Raw genomic sequence first — 15,008 nt, 5'->3', positions numbered from 1 at the left:
TTACAGCATTCTTCGCGGTGCTTCGATTCCGGCCAGGGCACCATTTGGACCGTTCGCCCGCATCCGCCGTCGGCCGTTTACCCCTCAACATCAAAGACAAGCCGCATTTGCCCATCGCTGGCGTCCGCCCCCTCTGCCGGTATTCTTGATGGAAGTTCGCGGAGGTCATGGTATCGCGAGTCGTGGGTGGAATCGAACTGGCCGAGTCCGCCCCGTATCTCCGGCACCTGAAGCCGGCAGACAAGGATTACAAACGCTGAGATGAAGGCGGGTTTTTCATGCTCGCCACCGCGACTTTGGCGCTTCGCCTATCGTCGCCCGATTGGCGACAATACGCTCAATGCTGCGCTCTGCAGACTCGGCTGCGATAACACTGAGCGCACCACTCACGGTCTTCGTTCGCCCCCTCGGTCCCATCGAATGAAGGTGGCAGATGGAACGTGGGTGGCTGCGCGAACTGAACCACGCCAACCCGATCGCCTGGGCCTGTCTGGGAATCGCAAAGAGCTATCTCGGCAAACCAGAGGACGGCTTTCAGCACACATTGCTTGCCCGTACGATCGCTGGTGCGGCGCCTTTCCGTTTTCAGCTCGATGCCCTGAGCTGCATTGCGGGGACCATGGCGGGAGAACTGGACAAGGCCGTCCATCTTGCAGAAGCCAGCCATGCTCTTGCTCCGACCTTTGCTCCACCCTTGCGATATTTGTCAGCTCTCTATGCCCATAATGGACACCGTGAGCTTTCTTTCGAGATGGTTCGCAAGCTGCAGACAACGGAGCCAGACTTCTCATATGACAAGCTGAGGGATAAAGCCTATCCCGCGGCTGGCCTCCATCGAACATCAATCATCAACTCGCTGCCAGCCCGACAGTTCTAGCGGCGTCCCCCTTCATCCGAGAGGTCATGGAGCGGCAATCCACGAGCGCCTGCCGGTCGAGAGGAGCCTCGCGTTGAGACAATCAGCTCCGCTGGCTTGCTCGATCGGCATCCCCCTCCCTCGAACCCGAACATGCATCGTCGCTGAAGGCCATTCATTTCGCTGCCGCATTTCACGGCCTTTGGATCTCGCCAGCTTGCTGGAATGCTCGCGAAACAGGGCCTTGCAACCTTCCGGCGGCCGCTCTTAGACTACCTCCAGTCTGCTGACGGCAATGGGGTTGTCGCGGGTGAGGACCCATGACCAAGAACAGTTCTGTCAACCTCGCCCTATTCGCGACGCAGCAAAAGCTTCTTTTTGCGGACTTCTTCAAGCTTTACCAGACAGTCGCACAGCCGTGCCGGATCTTCGTGATCGCGGCGGACGTCAACGCGGTCGCGCGGGTCGAGAAGCTCGCAAAGCGCATCAACAAGAGCGGATTCGTCGAGGGCAAGAGCTTTGTCGAGATGGCGTTGCTGCGGGTGCCGATCTCGTTTCGAGATGTCGCAGGCCGAATCGAGAGGTGGGTGGCGCCGACCCGCAGACACGGCCCCGCCCTGCTCGTCGTCGACATGAGCTGGGGCCTCGAGACCAACTCGGCGACGGCCAATTTCGAGGGTTGGCCCGCACTTGCTGAAACGCTCACCCAGCAGTCCGAGGTCTCGATCGCCTCTCTCTATAACCGCCGGGTGCTGATCGACGAGCAGTTGCTCGTCGCGCTGCGCGGCCATCCGCAGATCCTCACCAGCGCCGGACTGGTGGACAATCCGCATTGGCTGCCGTCGAGGCTGCAGACGCGCGGCGCGTTGCGTGAGCAGGTCGATTTCTGGCTCGGCGCGATCGCGCCGGAGTTGCGGATCGGGACATCGGCGGCCGCGCTGCACGCAGCCGAAGGCGCCGACCCCATGTGGCTGTTGCGGCGATCGGCAGAAGAGCCCAGTACAGTTCATCTCGACAGCCGCGACCGCTGGAAGATCCGCTGCTTCGGACGGTTGCGGATCTATCGCAACGACGGCAGCCAGGTGAACTGGGACCCGCCCGGCGGAGCGACCCGCAAGACCAAGACCCTGTTCGCCTATCTGCTGCAGAAGGGCGGCCATGGCGCAGCCACCGACGAGCTTGCGGATCTGCTCTGGCCCAACGCCGAGGACATCGAGGCCGCGCGTAACCGCCTCTATCACACCGTGCGCTATCTGCGGCTGGCGCTCGGCCAGCCCAACGGACGCGACGAGACGCGCAACTATGTCCGACGCGAGGGATCGCGCTACGTGCTGGTGCCCCCGGAGCGCAGCTGGCTCGACATCTCAACCTTCGAACAGCTCTGCCGTCAGTCCCAGGGTCACATCAAGGCGGGCGCCAGCGACGAGGCGCTGATCTGTCTGCAGGCGGCGGACCGTCTGTACACCGGAGACCTGTTCGAGGACATTCCGGTCGAGTACGCCGACGATGGCGAGCGCGACTGGTGCTGGAGCAAGCGCTATTGGCTGCGCGACATGTTCTTCAAGGTGCAACGCGACGCGGCACGGATCTATCTCGAACGCAACGACCACTCGGCCGCGCTCGCGCATTGCCAGAAGGCGCTGGCGATCGATCCCTTGTGCGAGATGGCGCATGCCGAGGCAATGCAGGTGTTCAAGGCGCAAGGACGACGCGAAGCGATCGACCGCCAGTTCAAGCTGTACCTCGACTCGCTCAAGCATTTCGACAACCGGCCGAAGAGCGCCTCGCTTCAGGAGCTGCACCGCAAGCTCACGGCGTAAGGCCGCTCGTTCGCGACCGGCTCGGCAACACGACCTTTGCCGGCCAGGCCATGCGCCATGGGGCTGCCGCCGCCCGCATAATTGACGATTTGTCTCAAATTGTCATAGAGTTAAGGGCTAAAGAAAACCCAAAGGCCGCCGCTTAGAGTGAGCCCATGACAACGTCGCCGGCAAAGGCGGCGAATGGGAGGACGACATGCCAGGTTCGGCAGCTCAGCTGGCGCGGTGCCCCTATAGCGACGCCGCCAAAGACTTCGATCCCTTCGAGATGCGCGATCCGTTCCCGTTCTATGAATGGGCCCGCGCCGAGGCGCCGGTCTTCTTCTCCGACGAGCTGAAATACTACGTCGTCGCGCGCCACGCCGACATCAAGGCCGTGTTCGACGACTGGCGCACATTCTCCTCGGAAAACGCCCAGGCCCCGCTTCGCCCGATGTGCGAGGAAGGCAAGCGCATCATGCGCGAGGGCGGCTTCACCGCCTATTCCGGCCTGTCGGCGCGGGTACCGCCCGATCACACCCGCATCCGCAAGCTGGTCCAGGGCTGCTTCGGGCCGCGCCGGTTCAGGGCGATCGAGCCGGAGATCAAGGCGATCGTCAACCAGGCGATCGATGCCTTCGCCGACCGCGGACATGCCGATTTCTTCCGCGAGTTCGCCTATGATGTGCCGGCGCTGGTGCTGTTCAAGCTGGTCGGCATTCCCAATATGGACGTGCCGCGCGTGAAGTCCTGGGCGGTGAGCCGCGCGCTGCTGACCTGGGGCGACCTCAGCGACGACGAGCAGATCGTGCATGCGCGCAACATGGTCGAATACTGGACCTACTGCCGCGCGCTGGTGCGTCAGCGCCACGACGATCCGACCGACGATCTGCCGGGCGATCTGGTCCGACTGCAGAAGGACGGCGCCGAGATCAGCGACGAGGAGATCGCCGGCGTTCTCTACAGCGTACTGTTCGCCGGCCACGAGACCACGACGACCCTGATGGCCAACGGCATGCGCGAGCTGCTGCAGCGGCGCGACAACTGGGAAGCCATCATCGCCGAGCCGCAGCTCATTCCGAAGGCGGTCGAGGAATGCTTGCGCTTCAGCCCGTCCATCGTGGCCTGGCGCCGGCGCGCCCTGAATGACACCCAGATCGGCGGCGTGCCGGTGCCGAAGGATTCCAATATCCTCCTGCTCATCGGCTCCGCCAATCGCGACGAGGCGGTGTTCTCCGCGCCGACCCGTTTCGACGTCCGGCGCACCGACGCGAGAAGCCATCTGGCCTTCGGCTACGGCATTCACACCTGCGTCGGCCAGCAGCTGGCCCGCATCGAGTTCGCGATCGCGCTCGGCGAGCTCACCCGCAGGCTTCCTGGTCTCCGGCTCGCCGCCGACCAGACCATCGACTTCGTTCACAACATCTCGTTCCGCGTGCCGACGGCGCTTCGGATCGAATGGGACGTGGCCTGACGCGACGATCGTCACTTGGCCGCGTTTCACAAGCAACAACAAGTCCGGGGCCGATCGGGGCCATAAGGTGGGGAACAGACGCATGGGCGCCAACGCAGCCGCATCCTTCATCGTGCCGTTCGAAGCCGCACGCGAGGACGACTTCCCGCGCATCGGTGGCAAATGCGCGAGCCTGGCGCGCATGATCGCCCAGGGCGTGCGCGTTCCCGCGGGATTTGCGGTCGCGACCGACGCCTACGCCCTTCATCTTCGAAGCAACGGACTCGAGGCGACGATCAGCGAGCGCCTGTCGCGGATCGTGCTCGACGATGTCGATGACGAAGAGAAGTTGTCGCACGAGATCCGCGACGCAATCATGGCGCAGCCGATGCCGGGCGCGGTCGAGCAGGCGATCCGCGAGGCGTATCGCCGGATGTCGCCCGACGGTCAGTTGCCGGTGGCGGTTCGCTCGTCGGCGACCGCCGAGGACCTGCCCGACGCCAGCTTCGCCGGCCAGCAGGATACCTATCTCTGGGTGGTCGGCGAGGACGCCGTGGTCGAGAAGGTCAAGGCGTGCTGGGCCAGTCTCTTCAACGCGCGCGCGATCTCCTACCGTGCCGAGAACGGGCTCGGCCAGATCGACGTGCTGATGTCGGTCGGCGTCCAGAAGATGGTCAACGCCGCCGCCGCGGGCGTGGCGATGACGCTGGATCCGATCAACGGCGACCGTACCAAGATCGTGATCGATTCCGCCTTCGGGCTCGGCGAGCCCGTGGTCTCCGGCGAAATCACGCCCGACAATTTCGTCGTCGAGAAGGTGCTTCTGCAGGTCATCAAGCAGCGCATCGCCGAAAAGGATTTCGAGCTCGTCGCCGATCGCGCCGAGCGCCGGACCGTCGAGCGCGTGATCGCGCCGGAACGTCGCACCCTGCCCTCCCTGTCCAATACCCAGGTGCTCGCCGTCGCCAGGCTCGCCAAGTCGCTCGAGCGCAGCATGGGCTGTCCGCAGGACGTCGAATGGGCGATCGATGCCGATCTCCCTGAGGACGAGAACCTCGTCGCGCTGCAGAGCCGGCCGGAGACCGTCTGGAGCCAGAGGAAGAAGCAGTCGACCGCGATCTACGAGACCGGGATTGCGGGTGTACTTGGAACGCTGCTGGCCCCGGTCCAGGCCAAGCGGTGAGCATCACGACAACAAACAACAGATAACCGAGGGGAAACGACAATGACGGCGCATGCGAAATTCCCAAGTCCCTATGACCTGAAGACGCCGGTCGGCGCCGAGGGCTGGGAGAAGCTCTACCCCTATTATCTCCAGTTCCAGAACAGCCTGCGCGACAAGGAGGACGGCAAGTTCTGGTTCTGCGACTCGCAGCACTGGCCGAGCCCGTTCAAGCCGTTCGACGCCGTCACGGTCGAATTCGCGGTCAAGTGCCTCGGCCAGTACAACACGCGGCACTATCTGATCCCGCCGGCGAACGGCGTCGAATACCGCATCCACAATGGCTATTGCTACATGAGCCCGGTGGCGGTGGCGCCCGAGCTGATCGCAGGCCGCGTGCCGCATTTCATGGAGCGCGCCGGCTACTACTTCCAGAACTGGGATCGCCTGCTGGCGAACTGGGACAAGAAGGTCCGAGCCAACATCGCCGATCTCGAGGCGCTCAACTTCGAGCCGCTGCCCGAAGCCGTGCCGCTGGAGTGGATCACGGCGGGAGTCGGCCTCGACAACACCTACGCGCTGATGGAGACCTATGACCGGGCGATCCAGCTGCTCTACAAGACCTGGCAGTATCATTTCGAGTTCCTGAATCTCGGCTACGCGGCCTATCTCGACTTCTTCAGCTTCATGAAGGGGCAATTCCCCACCATTCCCGACCAGGCGATCGCCAAGATGGTGCAGGGCGTGGAAGTCGACCTGTTTCGTCCGGACGACGAGTTGAAGAAGCTCGCCAAGCACGCCGTGACGGTCGGTGTCGCCGATGCCCTGAAGAGCGGATCGGTCGACGAGGCGCTGGCCGCGGTCGGCCGTGCGCCGAACGGCGGCGAATGGCTGAAGGCCTGGAGCGAGGCGCAGGATCCCTGGTTCAACTTCACCTCCGGCAACGGCTTCTACTCAACCGACAAGTACTGGATCGAGCATCTCGACATCCCGCTCGGCTATGTCAGGGACTACGTCGTCCGCGTGCAGCGGGGCGAGGAGATCGACCGGCCGACGGAGGCCATCGCCAAGGAGCGCGACCGCATCACGTCCGAATATGCCGAGATGCTGGACGCCGATGCACGCGCCGCCTTCGAGGACAAGCTGGGCCTGGCCCGGACCGTGTTTCCCTATGTCGAGAACCACAATTTCTACATCGAGCATTGGTCGATGAGCGTATTCTGGCGCAAGATGCGCGAGCTCGGCGCCATCTTCCGCGATGCCGGCTTCTGGAAGGACGCCGACGACCTGTTCTATCTGAATCGTCAGGAGGTCCGCGACGCGCTGTTCGACTACGGCAATGGCTGGGCCGTCGGCGCACCGGCGATCGGTCCGAACTATTGGCCGCCGGAGATCGAGCGGCGGAAGAAGATCCTGGCTGCGCTCGCGACGACACCGCCGCAGCCCGCGCTCAACAATCCGCCCGACGTCATCACCGAGCCGTTCACGATCATGCTGTGGGGCATCACCACGGAGAGCATCGGCCGATGGCTCGATGGCGCTGCCAACACCACCAAGCTGTCCGGCATGGCCGCCTCCCCCGGCCTCGTCGAGGGCCGCGCCCGCGTGGTGCGCTCCGCTGACGAGCTCGGCCAGATCCAGCAGGGCGAGATCCTGGTCGCGCCGGTCACCGCGCCGAGCTGGGCGCCGATCTTCGGCAAGATCAACGCGATCGTCACCGACATCGGCGGCATGATGTCCCACGCCGCGATCGTGTGCCGCGAATACGGCCTGCCCGCCGTCACCGGCACGGGACGCGCCAGCTCCTCGATCAAGAACGGACAGATGCTGCGCGTCAACGGCTCGACCGGCGAAGTGACCATCCTGTCCTGACCCAATCGAGAGAGGCCGGCAGCGCCGGCCTCTCTCCGCATATGGAACATTGCAATGCTCGATAGGTCCGATGTCGGCAACCGCTATGACGAGGTCTGGCGCATCAGCGAGCCGTACATGCGCGCGCGCAAGAACGACGTCCACATTCCCCTGTCCTATGCCTACGCGCGCAAGCTGCTCGTGCACTATCCGGACGCGGACGAGGACATCGTTTCGCTCGCAATCATCCTGCACGACATCGGCTGGTACGCGATCGACATGAAGGACATCATCGAGAAGGGCTTCGGCCCCAACATGATGCAGTCCGATGTGCGCTTTCTCCACGAAAGCGAAGGCGTCCGCATGTCGCGCGAAGTCCTCGAACAGGCCGATTGGCCGGAGGACATCATCGTCGCGGTCGGCGAGATCATCGACGGCCACGACACCCGTCCCTACCCGCGCTCGCTGAACGACCGGATCGTGCGCGACGCCGACAAGCTGTGGCGCTACACGACCACCGGCGTTGCGGTGGCCTGCGACTGGTTCAAGATGACGCCACGTCAATATGCGTCGCGCCTGACGACCCAGCTCGGCGTGCTCGAGACCGAAGCCGGACGGCTGATGGCCGAGGCGGCGTTGGGCGAGACCCGGGCCGCGCTGATGCTCGACCTGATCTGAGCGAGGGACGCGGACATGGACATGTTCATCGGCGGCCGCTGGGTTGCAGCCCAAGGCGGCGCGACCTTCGACGTCGTCGATCCGGCAACGGGCGAGACGATCGACAGCGTTCCGGAGGCCGGGCCCGCGGATGTCGATGCCGCGATCCACGCAGCCGAGATCGCATTCCAATCGTGGAAAACGACGCCCGTGGCAGAGCGCGCCCGCCTGCAGAAGAACGCGGCGCGGCTGATGCGCGAGAGTGCCGGTGAGGTCGGCCGCCTGCTGACCAGGGAGCTTGGCCGTCCGCTGGCGGGAGCCATCAGCGAAATTCAGCGCTCGGCCGAACTGCTCGACGTCTACGCCGAGGAAGGCCTGCGCCTGCACGCCGAGATGCCGCTGACGGGTGTGGCCGGCGAAAAGATCGTCATCACCCGCGAGCCGGTCGGCGTCGTCGTCGCGATCACGCCCTTCAACTATCCGGTGACGCTGCTCTGCTTCAAGCTCGGCGCCGCACTGATGGCCGGTTGCACCGTCGTCGCCAAGCCTGCCGAGGACACGCCGCTGTCGACACTGCGGCTCGCCGAGATCTTCCATGCCGCCGGCTTTGCCGAGGGCTGCTTCAATGTCGTCACCGGCCGCGGCCCCGACCTCGGCATGCAGATGATCGCGCATCCGACACCGCGCAAGATTGCGTTCACCGGCGGCACCCGAGCTGGCAAGGCGATTGCCGCTGCAGCCGCAGGAACGATGAAGCGGATCACGCTCGAGCTCGGCGGCCAGTGCCCGGCCATCGTCTGCGCCGACGCCGATATCGGCGCAGCGGCCGCTGCGATCGCCCGTCACGCGTTCGCCAATTCCGGCCAGTTCTGCTACCGCGCCAATCGCGTCTATGTCGAGCGCCCCATCTACGCGGCCTTTCTCGCTGCGCTCGCCGACAAGGTCGCGCAGCTCGACGTCGGCAACGGGCTGACCTCGAATTGCGCACTCGGACCTGTTGTCAACGAGAAGATCTACCGCAACAGCGAGCGGCAGATCGCCGATGCCCGTGCCAATGGCGCAACCGTGCTGACCGGCGGTGCCCGGTTGACGGGCGGACTCTACGACAAGGGCTGGTTCCTGCCGCCGACCGTGATCGCCGATGCGCCCCCCTCCGCGCTCGTCATGACCGAGGAAACGTTCGGTCCTGTGCTTGGTGTCGCCCCATTCGACGAACGCAGCGAGGCGCTGCGGCTCGCAAATGCGACAGTCTATGGACTGGCCGCCTTCGTGTTCTCGCGCAACCTGGCGACAGGACTGACCTTGGCCGAGCGCCTCGAAGCCGGCTCCGTGTGGGTCAACGACATCCAGCGCTCGAACCAGCGCGCGCCGTTCGGCGGCATGAAGCAGAGCGGGATCGGCCGCGAGAAGGGCCGCTACGGCATCGAGGACTATCTCGAATACAAGACCATCTATCTCACCTACGACGCGGAGCTGCGGTGATGCATTTTCTGCGCGACCAGGATTGGCCGGTCTGGCTCGCGGCGCGGCCGTGGCTCGACGTGCGCTCCAACGACGAGCATACGCTGATCTCCTATCGTCTCGGCCAGGCGCTGTTGCGGATCCATCCCGAAGCGGACGCCTCCGTGGTGCTGCCGGCGATCCTCATGCACGACGTCGGCTGGAAGAAATTCCCGCCCGAGCAGCTCGCCGCCGCCGTCGGTCCCAATCCCAGATATCCCGAGCTGCAGCGCGCCCACGAGATCGAGGGCGTGAAGATCGCGGCCGAATCGTTCGCACGGCTGGCGATTCCAGGGCTGCAGGTGGAGACCATCCTGGCGATCATCGACGGCCACGACACCCGCAAGAAGGCGATCTCGCACGAGGATGCGCTGATGAAGGACGCCGACAAGCTGTGGCGCTTCACCGGCCATGGGGTCGCGACGATCGGCGGCTGGTTCGATACGCCGCCGAAGGAGACGCTCGCGATGCTGGAAAGCTTCGTGCTGCCGTCGATGCTGACCGAGGCCGGCACCACCATGGCCCAGGCACTGATCGCCGAGGGCACAGCGTCTGCCTTCATGACGGATCTGCTGCACATCGAGGCTTCAGCATGAGTGCGTTCCAGCTGCATGGGAAACGTGTGGTCGTCACCGGCGCCGCCGGTGGGCTGGGCCGCGGCTTCGCGCTCGCCTTCGCTGCGGCCGGCGCCGAGGTCGTGGCCGCCGACATCCGTCTCGGCGGCGCCGAGGACACCGCGCGGCTGATCCGCGACCGCGGCCACAAGGCGCACGCCGCCGAGGTCGACGTTGCCAACGAGACGTCCACCGCGGCGCTGGGGCAATTCGCGCTTGCGCGCATGGGCGGCCTCGACGTGCTGGTCAACAATGCCGCGATCTATGCCGGGCTCGCGCGTCGCGGCTTCGAGGCGATCCCCGAAGCCGAGTGGGACCAGGTCATGCGCGTCAACGTCAAGGGCGTGTGGATGATGAGCAAGGCGGCCGCGCCGCTCATGCGGCGCGCCGGCGGCGGCGCGATCGTCAACGTGTCGTCGGCGACCGTCATGAGCGGATCACCGATGTGGCTTCACTACGTCTCATCGAAAGGCGCCGTCATCGCGATGACCCGTGCGCTGGCGCGCGAGCTCGGCGACGACAAGATCACTGTCAACGTCATCGCGCCGGGCTTCACGCTCACCGAGGCCAGCCTCGGCCTGATCGAGAACGCCGCCGAATATGGCGTGTCCCGCGGCGCCCTGAAGCGCGCGGCCGATGTCGACGACATGGTCGGCGGCGCGCTGTTCTTCGCGTCACACGCCGCAGCCTTCATCACCGGCCAGACCCTGATCGTCGACGGCGGCCGGCAGTTCATCTAGGGACCCGAAGATTCATGCCCAGGATCACCTTCATCGAGCCAGACGGCACCGTACGGACAGTCGATGCAGAGCTCACCGAAAGCGCCATGCAGGCGGCGAAACGCAACGGCGTCGACGGCATCATCGGCGAATGCGGCGGCTCCTGCATCTGTGCCACCTGCCATTGTCACGTCGACAAGGCCTGGATCGACCGTGTCGGCCCCGCCGGTGACATCGAGGCCGACCTGCTCGAATTCGAGGCCGCCGACGTGCGCCCGGAGAGCCGCCTGGCGTGCCAGATTTCGATCACCGATAAGCTCGACGGTCTGGTGCTTCAGGTCGTCGGCCCCGGCCGTTGAACGGCCGGAGAGTTGCACCGGTCTTTGATCCCGCCGCACGCATCATCGGCAGCGGGACGATGACGGGCATCGAGCTGCTCGCTTGAACAGATCGGCCCGCTTGGTCGATACGGCCGCGCCGATCCTCGCCGCCGCCTTCCCTTCGCATTGCATCATCTCGTCACCTGCGTAGCAGCAGGAATGCGGTCGCCTGCGCTCCCGATCGCGCCCGAATACGCTCGATGTTCGTGCGCATCCGCGGCCTAAAGAAAAACCAAAGAATGCGTCCTACACTGGATCGTACAACATCGCGCGACGATCTATCAGGTCCAACCGCCTGACTCGTACGCCATCGCCACGCGCCGCACAACGTTCGCCCATCAAGGGCGGCAGCGGACCGCAACGAAGAGCAACGAACGCGATCACATAGCTCGGGAGGAGCAACGCATGCCGAAGCTGCAGCGGCGGGACTATTACGACACGGCCCGCGACATGAACTGGGCTTTCTCCTACGTCAGCGAGGACGAGGTCTTTCCAGAGGAGCTGTCCAAGAGCTTCGGCATCCACGGCGAGGAATGGTGGGTCTGGGACGAGCCGTACAAGCTGACCTATCGCGAATACGTCCACAATCAGGCCGGCAAGGACGACGGCATCTACTCGATCCGCTCGACGATCGCGCGCTCCAATCTGTACGACAATCTCGACGCCGGCTGGAAGTCGGCGATCAAGGCGCACTACGGCGCGATCCCGGTTCCGGAATATTTCGCCTCGATCGGCGAGGCGCGCATGGCACGGTTCGGCCGCGCCGCAGCCTGGCGCAACATGGCCGCGTTCGGGACGCTCGACGAATGCCGCCACGGCCAGGCGCAGATCTACTTCCCCTATTGCCTGCTCGGAAAGGACCCGCAATTCGACTGGGCTCACAAGGCGATGCACACCAACGAATGGGGCGTGATCGCGGCGCGCAGCCTGTTCGATGACATGTTCACCGCCAATGATGCGGTGTCGACGGCCATCCAGCTCACATTTACGTTCGAGACCGGCTTCACCAATCTGCAGTTCCTCGGCATGGCCTCCGACGCGCTGCATGTCGGCGACATCGAGTTCGGTGCGCTGATCTCCTCGATCCAGACCGACGAGGCGCGGCATTCGCAGCAGGGTGAGCCGACGCTGAAGATCATGATCCAGAACGGCAAGAAGGCCGAGGCGCAGAAAATGGTCGACCAGATGTTCTGGCGGTCGTGGAAGCTGTTCGCGTTGCTGACCGGCATCTCCATGGATTACTACACGCCGCTGGAAAGCCGGACGATGTCGTTCAAGGAGTTCATGCAGGACTGGATCTGCCGGCAGTTCATGGACCAGTTCAAAGACCTCGGCATGAACGTGCCATGGTACTGGGAAGAGCACTTCCTGCCGGAGCTGGACTGGGTCCATCACGCCTATCACATGGGCGTCTGGTTCTGGCGGCCGACGGTGTGGTGGAATCCCGACGCCGGCGTGTCCGCCGCCGAGCGCGACTGGCTCGAGCAGAAGTATCCCGGCTGGAACGATCAATTCGGCAAGCTGTGGGATGTAATCGGCGACAATGTCCGCACCGGCCGGATCGAGAAGACCTATCCGGCGACGCTGCCGATCGTCTGCAACTGCTGCCACATTCCGATCTGCAGCCCGAGCATCGGCCAGGCGCCGCGGATCACCACGCATAATGGACGCAAGCTGAACTTCTGCTGCGAAGTCTGCGAATGGGTGTGGAAGAGCCAGCCCGAACGTTACGACACCCATCTCTCCGTCGTTGACCGCTTCCTGGCCGGCCATATCCAGCCACCGACGCTGGAAGGCGCCCTGCAATATATGGGCATCACCCCCGATGTCGCCGGCAACGATGCCCAAGCCTATGCCTGGGATGGCGCGTCGCGGCTCGCGGCGGAGTGACCCGGCCGCGACGGACGGCCAGCACGGAAAGGGGCGCCGCTCGCGAGCGACGTCTCCAATCGAAAAGACCACCGACATAACAACAATCCGGGAGGCACACATGGCCCTGTTTCCGCTCCAAGCCAATTTCCGCGGCGACTTCGTCGTCCTGCTGATCCCTGTCGACGACGGCGACGACATGAGCATCGTGGCAGACAAGGTCGCACAGCACGCGGTCGGACTTCGCGTCGCCGAGCAGAAGGCACCAAAATGCGTCTACTACAACGGTCGCGAGCTGCCGTCGGCGATGACGGTGGCGCAATCCGGCATCCAGCCGATGGATTGGATCGAGGTGGCCTATGTCTGACGATGCCGACGTGACATGGACGCAGGTCGCAACGCTGGACGATCTTTGGGAAGGCGATTTCATCGGCGTCGAGGTCGACGGCGAGGAAGTGATCGTGATGCATCTGCCCGGCGGCGACTTGCGCTGCTTCCAGGGCATGTGCCCGCACCAGGAGATCCTGCTGGCGGACGGCAAGGTCGATTTCGAATCCGGCACCATCACATGTTCGGCCCATGAATGGGAATTCAGCATGGATGACGGCCGCGGCCTCAACCCGCGCGACTGCCGCCTCTTTCGCTACCCCGTGAAGAAAGACGGTGAAGCCATTCTGGTTGGCGTGCCGAATGACGGCCGGCTGCGCCGCCTCCGTCACAAGACCGAGCAGGACGCATAGGACAAGCCCATGACCACGACAGCAGCTCCGAAACTGGTCGGCCCCGTCATCAGGGGCGTCGACGAGGACATCATCGACGCCGTGATCGCGGCGAGCGAGCAGGACAATCCGGACGTCGAGATCGTCATCGAGGACCGCGGCGGCTACGTCCGCGTCCAGGCCGACCGCAACTTCCGCCTGACGCAGAAGAGCATGCAGGCGGCGCTGGGGCGGCCGTTCCGGCTCGCCGAGATCGAGCCGAGCCTGGTGTCGTTCGGCGGGCGACTCGAATCGATGGACGACGAGTGGGTCTGGACCATCCACACATAGCAAATCCCGGGAGGACACGTCATGACCGCAATGACCGCGAAGCCGGCTGCGCGCAAGCAGAAGAAAACTTGGAGCCTGTGGACCGAGCGCCGGCTGCCGTCGGAATACGAGGCCGTCACCTACAAGTTCCATAGCCACTTTCGCCGCGCGCCGGCGCCATTCGAGCTGTCCGAGAACTGGTCGATCAACCAGTTCTACCTCAGGAATCGCGAAGGCTCGAAATTCGCGCTGGACGACTGGGAGGGCTATCGCGATCCCCTCACCTACACCTATCGCCGCTACGTCGGCGATCAGAAGGACCGCGAGGTGTATTGCGACAACCTGATCGACGAGTTCGAGCGCCAGGACAGCTATCGTAAGCTGTCTGCACCGTGGCTCGACTTCCTCGGCCAGGCCTATCTGCCGGTGCGCTTCCCGGGACACGCGATGCAGATGAGCGCGGCCTATGTCGCGCAGATGGCGCCGTCGGCGTTCGTGACCAACACTTTCTACTTCCAGATGGGCAATGAGATGCGCCGGGTACAGCGCCAGGCCTATCTGGCCAAGGCGCTCGCGCTCGACACCGGACGCGAGGAGCTCGCCGACAGCGGAATTGCCCGTACCGTCTGGACGCAGGCGCCGCAATGGCAGGGCCTGCGCGAGCTGATCGAGAAGCAGCTGATCGCCTACGATTGGGGCGAGGCGTTCGTGTCCCGCAATCTGGTGCTGCGGCCGATCTTCGATCACGTCTTCAATCGCGAGATCGCCGATCTGGCGCGCACGAACGACGACGACCTGCTGGCGCTGCTGCACGACGACTTCCGCAACTACGACGAAGCCTATGCGGTCGAGACCACCAAGGCCCTGGTGCGCTACGCCACCGGCAAGGTCCCGGAGCACGCGGCTCTGCTGCGGGAGTGGGTCGCGAAGTGGATGCCGCTCGGCGAACGCGCCGCGCGCGGGCTCAGCGAGGCACTTTCGACCGCGCCCGGGGCCGACGGTGCACGGGCGATCCTGGAGCGGACCATGACGACCCAGGCGAGGCTGATCGCGGATTGCGGCTTGTAGTCTGGCAGGCGCACTCGGCGTGCCGGCCGAGCGCCGGGACTGGAAGGATGGC

General features: G+C 64.6%; 15 protein-coding genes. All 15 read left to right on the top strand.

Going from position 1 to position 15,008, the window contains the following annotated elements; all coding sequences use genetic code 11:
• The first annotated feature begins 433 nt into the window (after positions 1-433).
• The 15 genes from ACQR1H_RS22045 (at position 434) to ACQR1H_RS21975 (ending at position 14,956) form a co-directional block, all read left to right on the top strand.
• The gene (locus tag ACQR1H_RS22045) at positions 434-877 is read left to right on the top strand and encodes a hypothetical protein (protein WP_315804564.1); all 444 of its coding nucleotides are present in this window, start codon (positions 434-436) and stop codon (positions 875-877) included.
• Positions 878-1,176: 299 nt separating this feature from the next.
• Positions 1,177-2,676 (top strand): AfsR/SARP family transcriptional regulator, encoded by a 1,500-nt coding sequence (locus ACQR1H_RS22040; protein ID WP_315804565.1) that lies wholly within the window; start codon positions 1,177-1,179, stop codon positions 2,674-2,676.
• Positions 2,677-2,872: 196 nt separating this feature from the next.
• Positions 2,873-4,129: a cytochrome P450 gene (locus tag ACQR1H_RS22035; RefSeq protein WP_434908185.1), complete on the top strand. Its 1,257-nt coding sequence runs from the start codon at positions 2,873-2,875 to the stop codon at positions 4,127-4,129.
• Positions 4,130-4,211: 82 nt separating this feature from the next.
• On the top strand, positions 4,212-5,291 hold the full coding sequence (locus ACQR1H_RS22030; protein ID WP_316218014.1) for a PEP/pyruvate-binding domain-containing protein: 1,080 nt from the start codon (positions 4,212-4,214) through the stop codon (positions 5,289-5,291).
• A gap of 42 nt (positions 5,292-5,333) precedes the next feature.
• Complete coding sequence (locus tag ACQR1H_RS22025) at positions 5,334-7,142, top strand: PEP-utilizing enzyme (protein WP_434908184.1); 1,809 nt, start codon at positions 5,334-5,336, stop codon at positions 7,140-7,142.
• Between the two features lie 54 nt (positions 7,143-7,196).
• Positions 7,197-7,799: an HD domain-containing protein gene (locus tag ACQR1H_RS22020; RefSeq protein WP_316181170.1), complete on the top strand. Its 603-nt coding sequence runs from the start codon at positions 7,197-7,199 to the stop codon at positions 7,797-7,799.
• Positions 7,800-7,814: 15 nt separating this feature from the next.
• Positions 7,815-9,260, top strand: coding sequence for an aldehyde dehydrogenase family protein (locus ACQR1H_RS22015; protein ID WP_315804570.1), 1,446 nt, complete (start codon positions 7,815-7,817; stop codon positions 9,258-9,260).
• Positions 9,260-9,874: an HD domain-containing protein gene (locus ACQR1H_RS22010; protein WP_315804571.1), complete on the top strand. Its 615-nt coding sequence runs from the start codon at positions 9,260-9,262 to the stop codon at positions 9,872-9,874. The genes ACQR1H_RS22015 and ACQR1H_RS22010 overlap by 1 nt, the downstream gene beginning before the upstream one ends.
• Positions 9,871-10,632, top strand: a complete 762-nt coding sequence (locus ACQR1H_RS22005) for an SDR family NAD(P)-dependent oxidoreductase (protein WP_434908183.1) — start codon at positions 9,871-9,873, stop codon at positions 10,630-10,632. Before ACQR1H_RS22010 ends, ACQR1H_RS22005 begins: the two co-directional genes overlap by 4 nt.
• A gap of 14 nt (positions 10,633-10,646) precedes the next feature.
• Positions 10,647-10,970, top strand: a complete 324-nt coding sequence (locus tag ACQR1H_RS22000) for a 2Fe-2S iron-sulfur cluster-binding protein (protein WP_434838024.1) — start codon at positions 10,647-10,649, stop codon at positions 10,968-10,970.
• Between the two features lie 426 nt (positions 10,971-11,396).
• A complete protein-coding gene (locus tag ACQR1H_RS21995) occupies positions 11,397-12,881 on the top strand; it encodes an aromatic/alkene/methane monooxygenase hydroxylase/oxygenase subunit alpha (RefSeq protein ID WP_434908182.1) in 1,485 nt (494 codons plus the stop codon).
• Positions 12,882-12,981: 100 nt separating this feature from the next.
• The gene (locus tag ACQR1H_RS21990) at positions 12,982-13,227 is read left to right on the top strand and encodes a toluene-4-monooxygenase system B family protein (protein ID WP_316237158.1); all 246 of its coding nucleotides are present in this window, start codon (positions 12,982-12,984) and stop codon (positions 13,225-13,227) included.
• Positions 13,220-13,600 carry a Rieske 2Fe-2S domain-containing protein gene (locus tag ACQR1H_RS21985; protein WP_315804576.1) on the top strand — a complete coding sequence of 127 codons (381 nt, stop codon included), beginning with the start codon at positions 13,220-13,222 and terminating at the stop codon, positions 13,598-13,600. Before ACQR1H_RS21990 ends, ACQR1H_RS21985 begins: the two co-directional genes overlap by 8 nt.
• Positions 13,601-13,609: 9 nt before the next feature.
• Positions 13,610-13,909, top strand: coding sequence for an MmoB/DmpM family protein (locus tag ACQR1H_RS21980; RefSeq protein WP_315716254.1), 300 nt, complete (start codon positions 13,610-13,612; stop codon positions 13,907-13,909).
• Positions 13,910-13,930: 21 nt separating this feature from the next.
• Positions 13,931-14,956: an aromatic/alkene monooxygenase hydroxylase subunit beta gene (locus ACQR1H_RS21975; protein ID WP_434908181.1), complete on the top strand. Its 1,026-nt coding sequence runs from the start codon at positions 13,931-13,933 to the stop codon at positions 14,954-14,956.
• Positions 14,957-15,008 lie beyond the last annotated feature (52 nt).

It is taken from the genome of Bradyrhizobium sp. HKCCYLRH2015, from assembly GCF_051168215.1.
In the GTDB taxonomy this organism is placed as follows: Bacteria; Pseudomonadota; Alphaproteobacteria; order Rhizobiales; family Xanthobacteraceae; genus Bradyrhizobium.
The sequence above is the reverse complement of the archived record's forward strand: the minus strand, read 5'-3'. Positions and strand labels throughout refer to the sequence as shown.

Excerpts from the sequence above, each read along its gene's own strand:
- ACQR1H_RS22045 (WP_315804564.1), top strand. The coding sequence starts at position 434 with ATGGAACGTGGGTGGCTGCGCGAACTGAACCACGCCAACCCGATCGCC.
- ACQR1H_RS22040 (WP_315804565.1), top strand. The coding sequence starts at position 1,177 with ATGACCAAGAACAGTTCTGTCAACCTCGCCCTATTCGCGACGCAGCAA.
- ACQR1H_RS22035 (WP_434908185.1), top strand. The coding sequence starts at position 2,873 with ATGCCAGGTTCGGCAGCTCAGCTGGCGCGGTGCCCCTATAGCGACGCC.
- ACQR1H_RS22030 (WP_316218014.1), top strand. The coding sequence starts at position 4,212 with ATGGGCGCCAACGCAGCCGCATCCTTCATCGTGCCGTTCGAAGCCGCA.
- ACQR1H_RS22025 (WP_434908184.1), top strand. The coding sequence starts at position 5,334 with ATGACGGCGCATGCGAAATTCCCAAGTCCCTATGACCTGAAGACGCCG.
- ACQR1H_RS22020 (WP_316181170.1), top strand. The coding sequence starts at position 7,197 with ATGCTCGATAGGTCCGATGTCGGCAACCGCTATGACGAGGTCTGGCGC.
- ACQR1H_RS22015 (WP_315804570.1), top strand. The coding sequence starts at position 7,815 with ATGGACATGTTCATCGGCGGCCGCTGGGTTGCAGCCCAAGGCGGCGCG.
- ACQR1H_RS22010 (WP_315804571.1), top strand. The coding sequence starts at position 9,260 with ATGCATTTTCTGCGCGACCAGGATTGGCCGGTCTGGCTCGCGGCGCGG.
- ACQR1H_RS22005 (WP_434908183.1), top strand. The coding sequence starts at position 9,871 with ATGAGTGCGTTCCAGCTGCATGGGAAACGTGTGGTCGTCACCGGCGCC.
- ACQR1H_RS22000 (WP_434838024.1), top strand. The coding sequence starts at position 10,647 with ATGCCCAGGATCACCTTCATCGAGCCAGACGGCACCGTACGGACAGTC.
- ACQR1H_RS21995 (WP_434908182.1), top strand. The coding sequence starts at position 11,397 with ATGCCGAAGCTGCAGCGGCGGGACTATTACGACACGGCCCGCGACATG.
- ACQR1H_RS21990 (WP_316237158.1), top strand. The coding sequence starts at position 12,982 with ATGGCCCTGTTTCCGCTCCAAGCCAATTTCCGCGGCGACTTCGTCGTC.
- ACQR1H_RS21985 (WP_315804576.1), top strand. The coding sequence starts at position 13,220 with ATGTCTGACGATGCCGACGTGACATGGACGCAGGTCGCAACGCTGGAC.
- ACQR1H_RS21980 (WP_315716254.1), top strand. The coding sequence starts at position 13,610 with ATGACCACGACAGCAGCTCCGAAACTGGTCGGCCCCGTCATCAGGGGC.
- ACQR1H_RS21975 (WP_434908181.1), top strand. The coding sequence starts at position 13,931 with ATGACCGCAATGACCGCGAAGCCGGCTGCGCGCAAGCAGAAGAAAACT.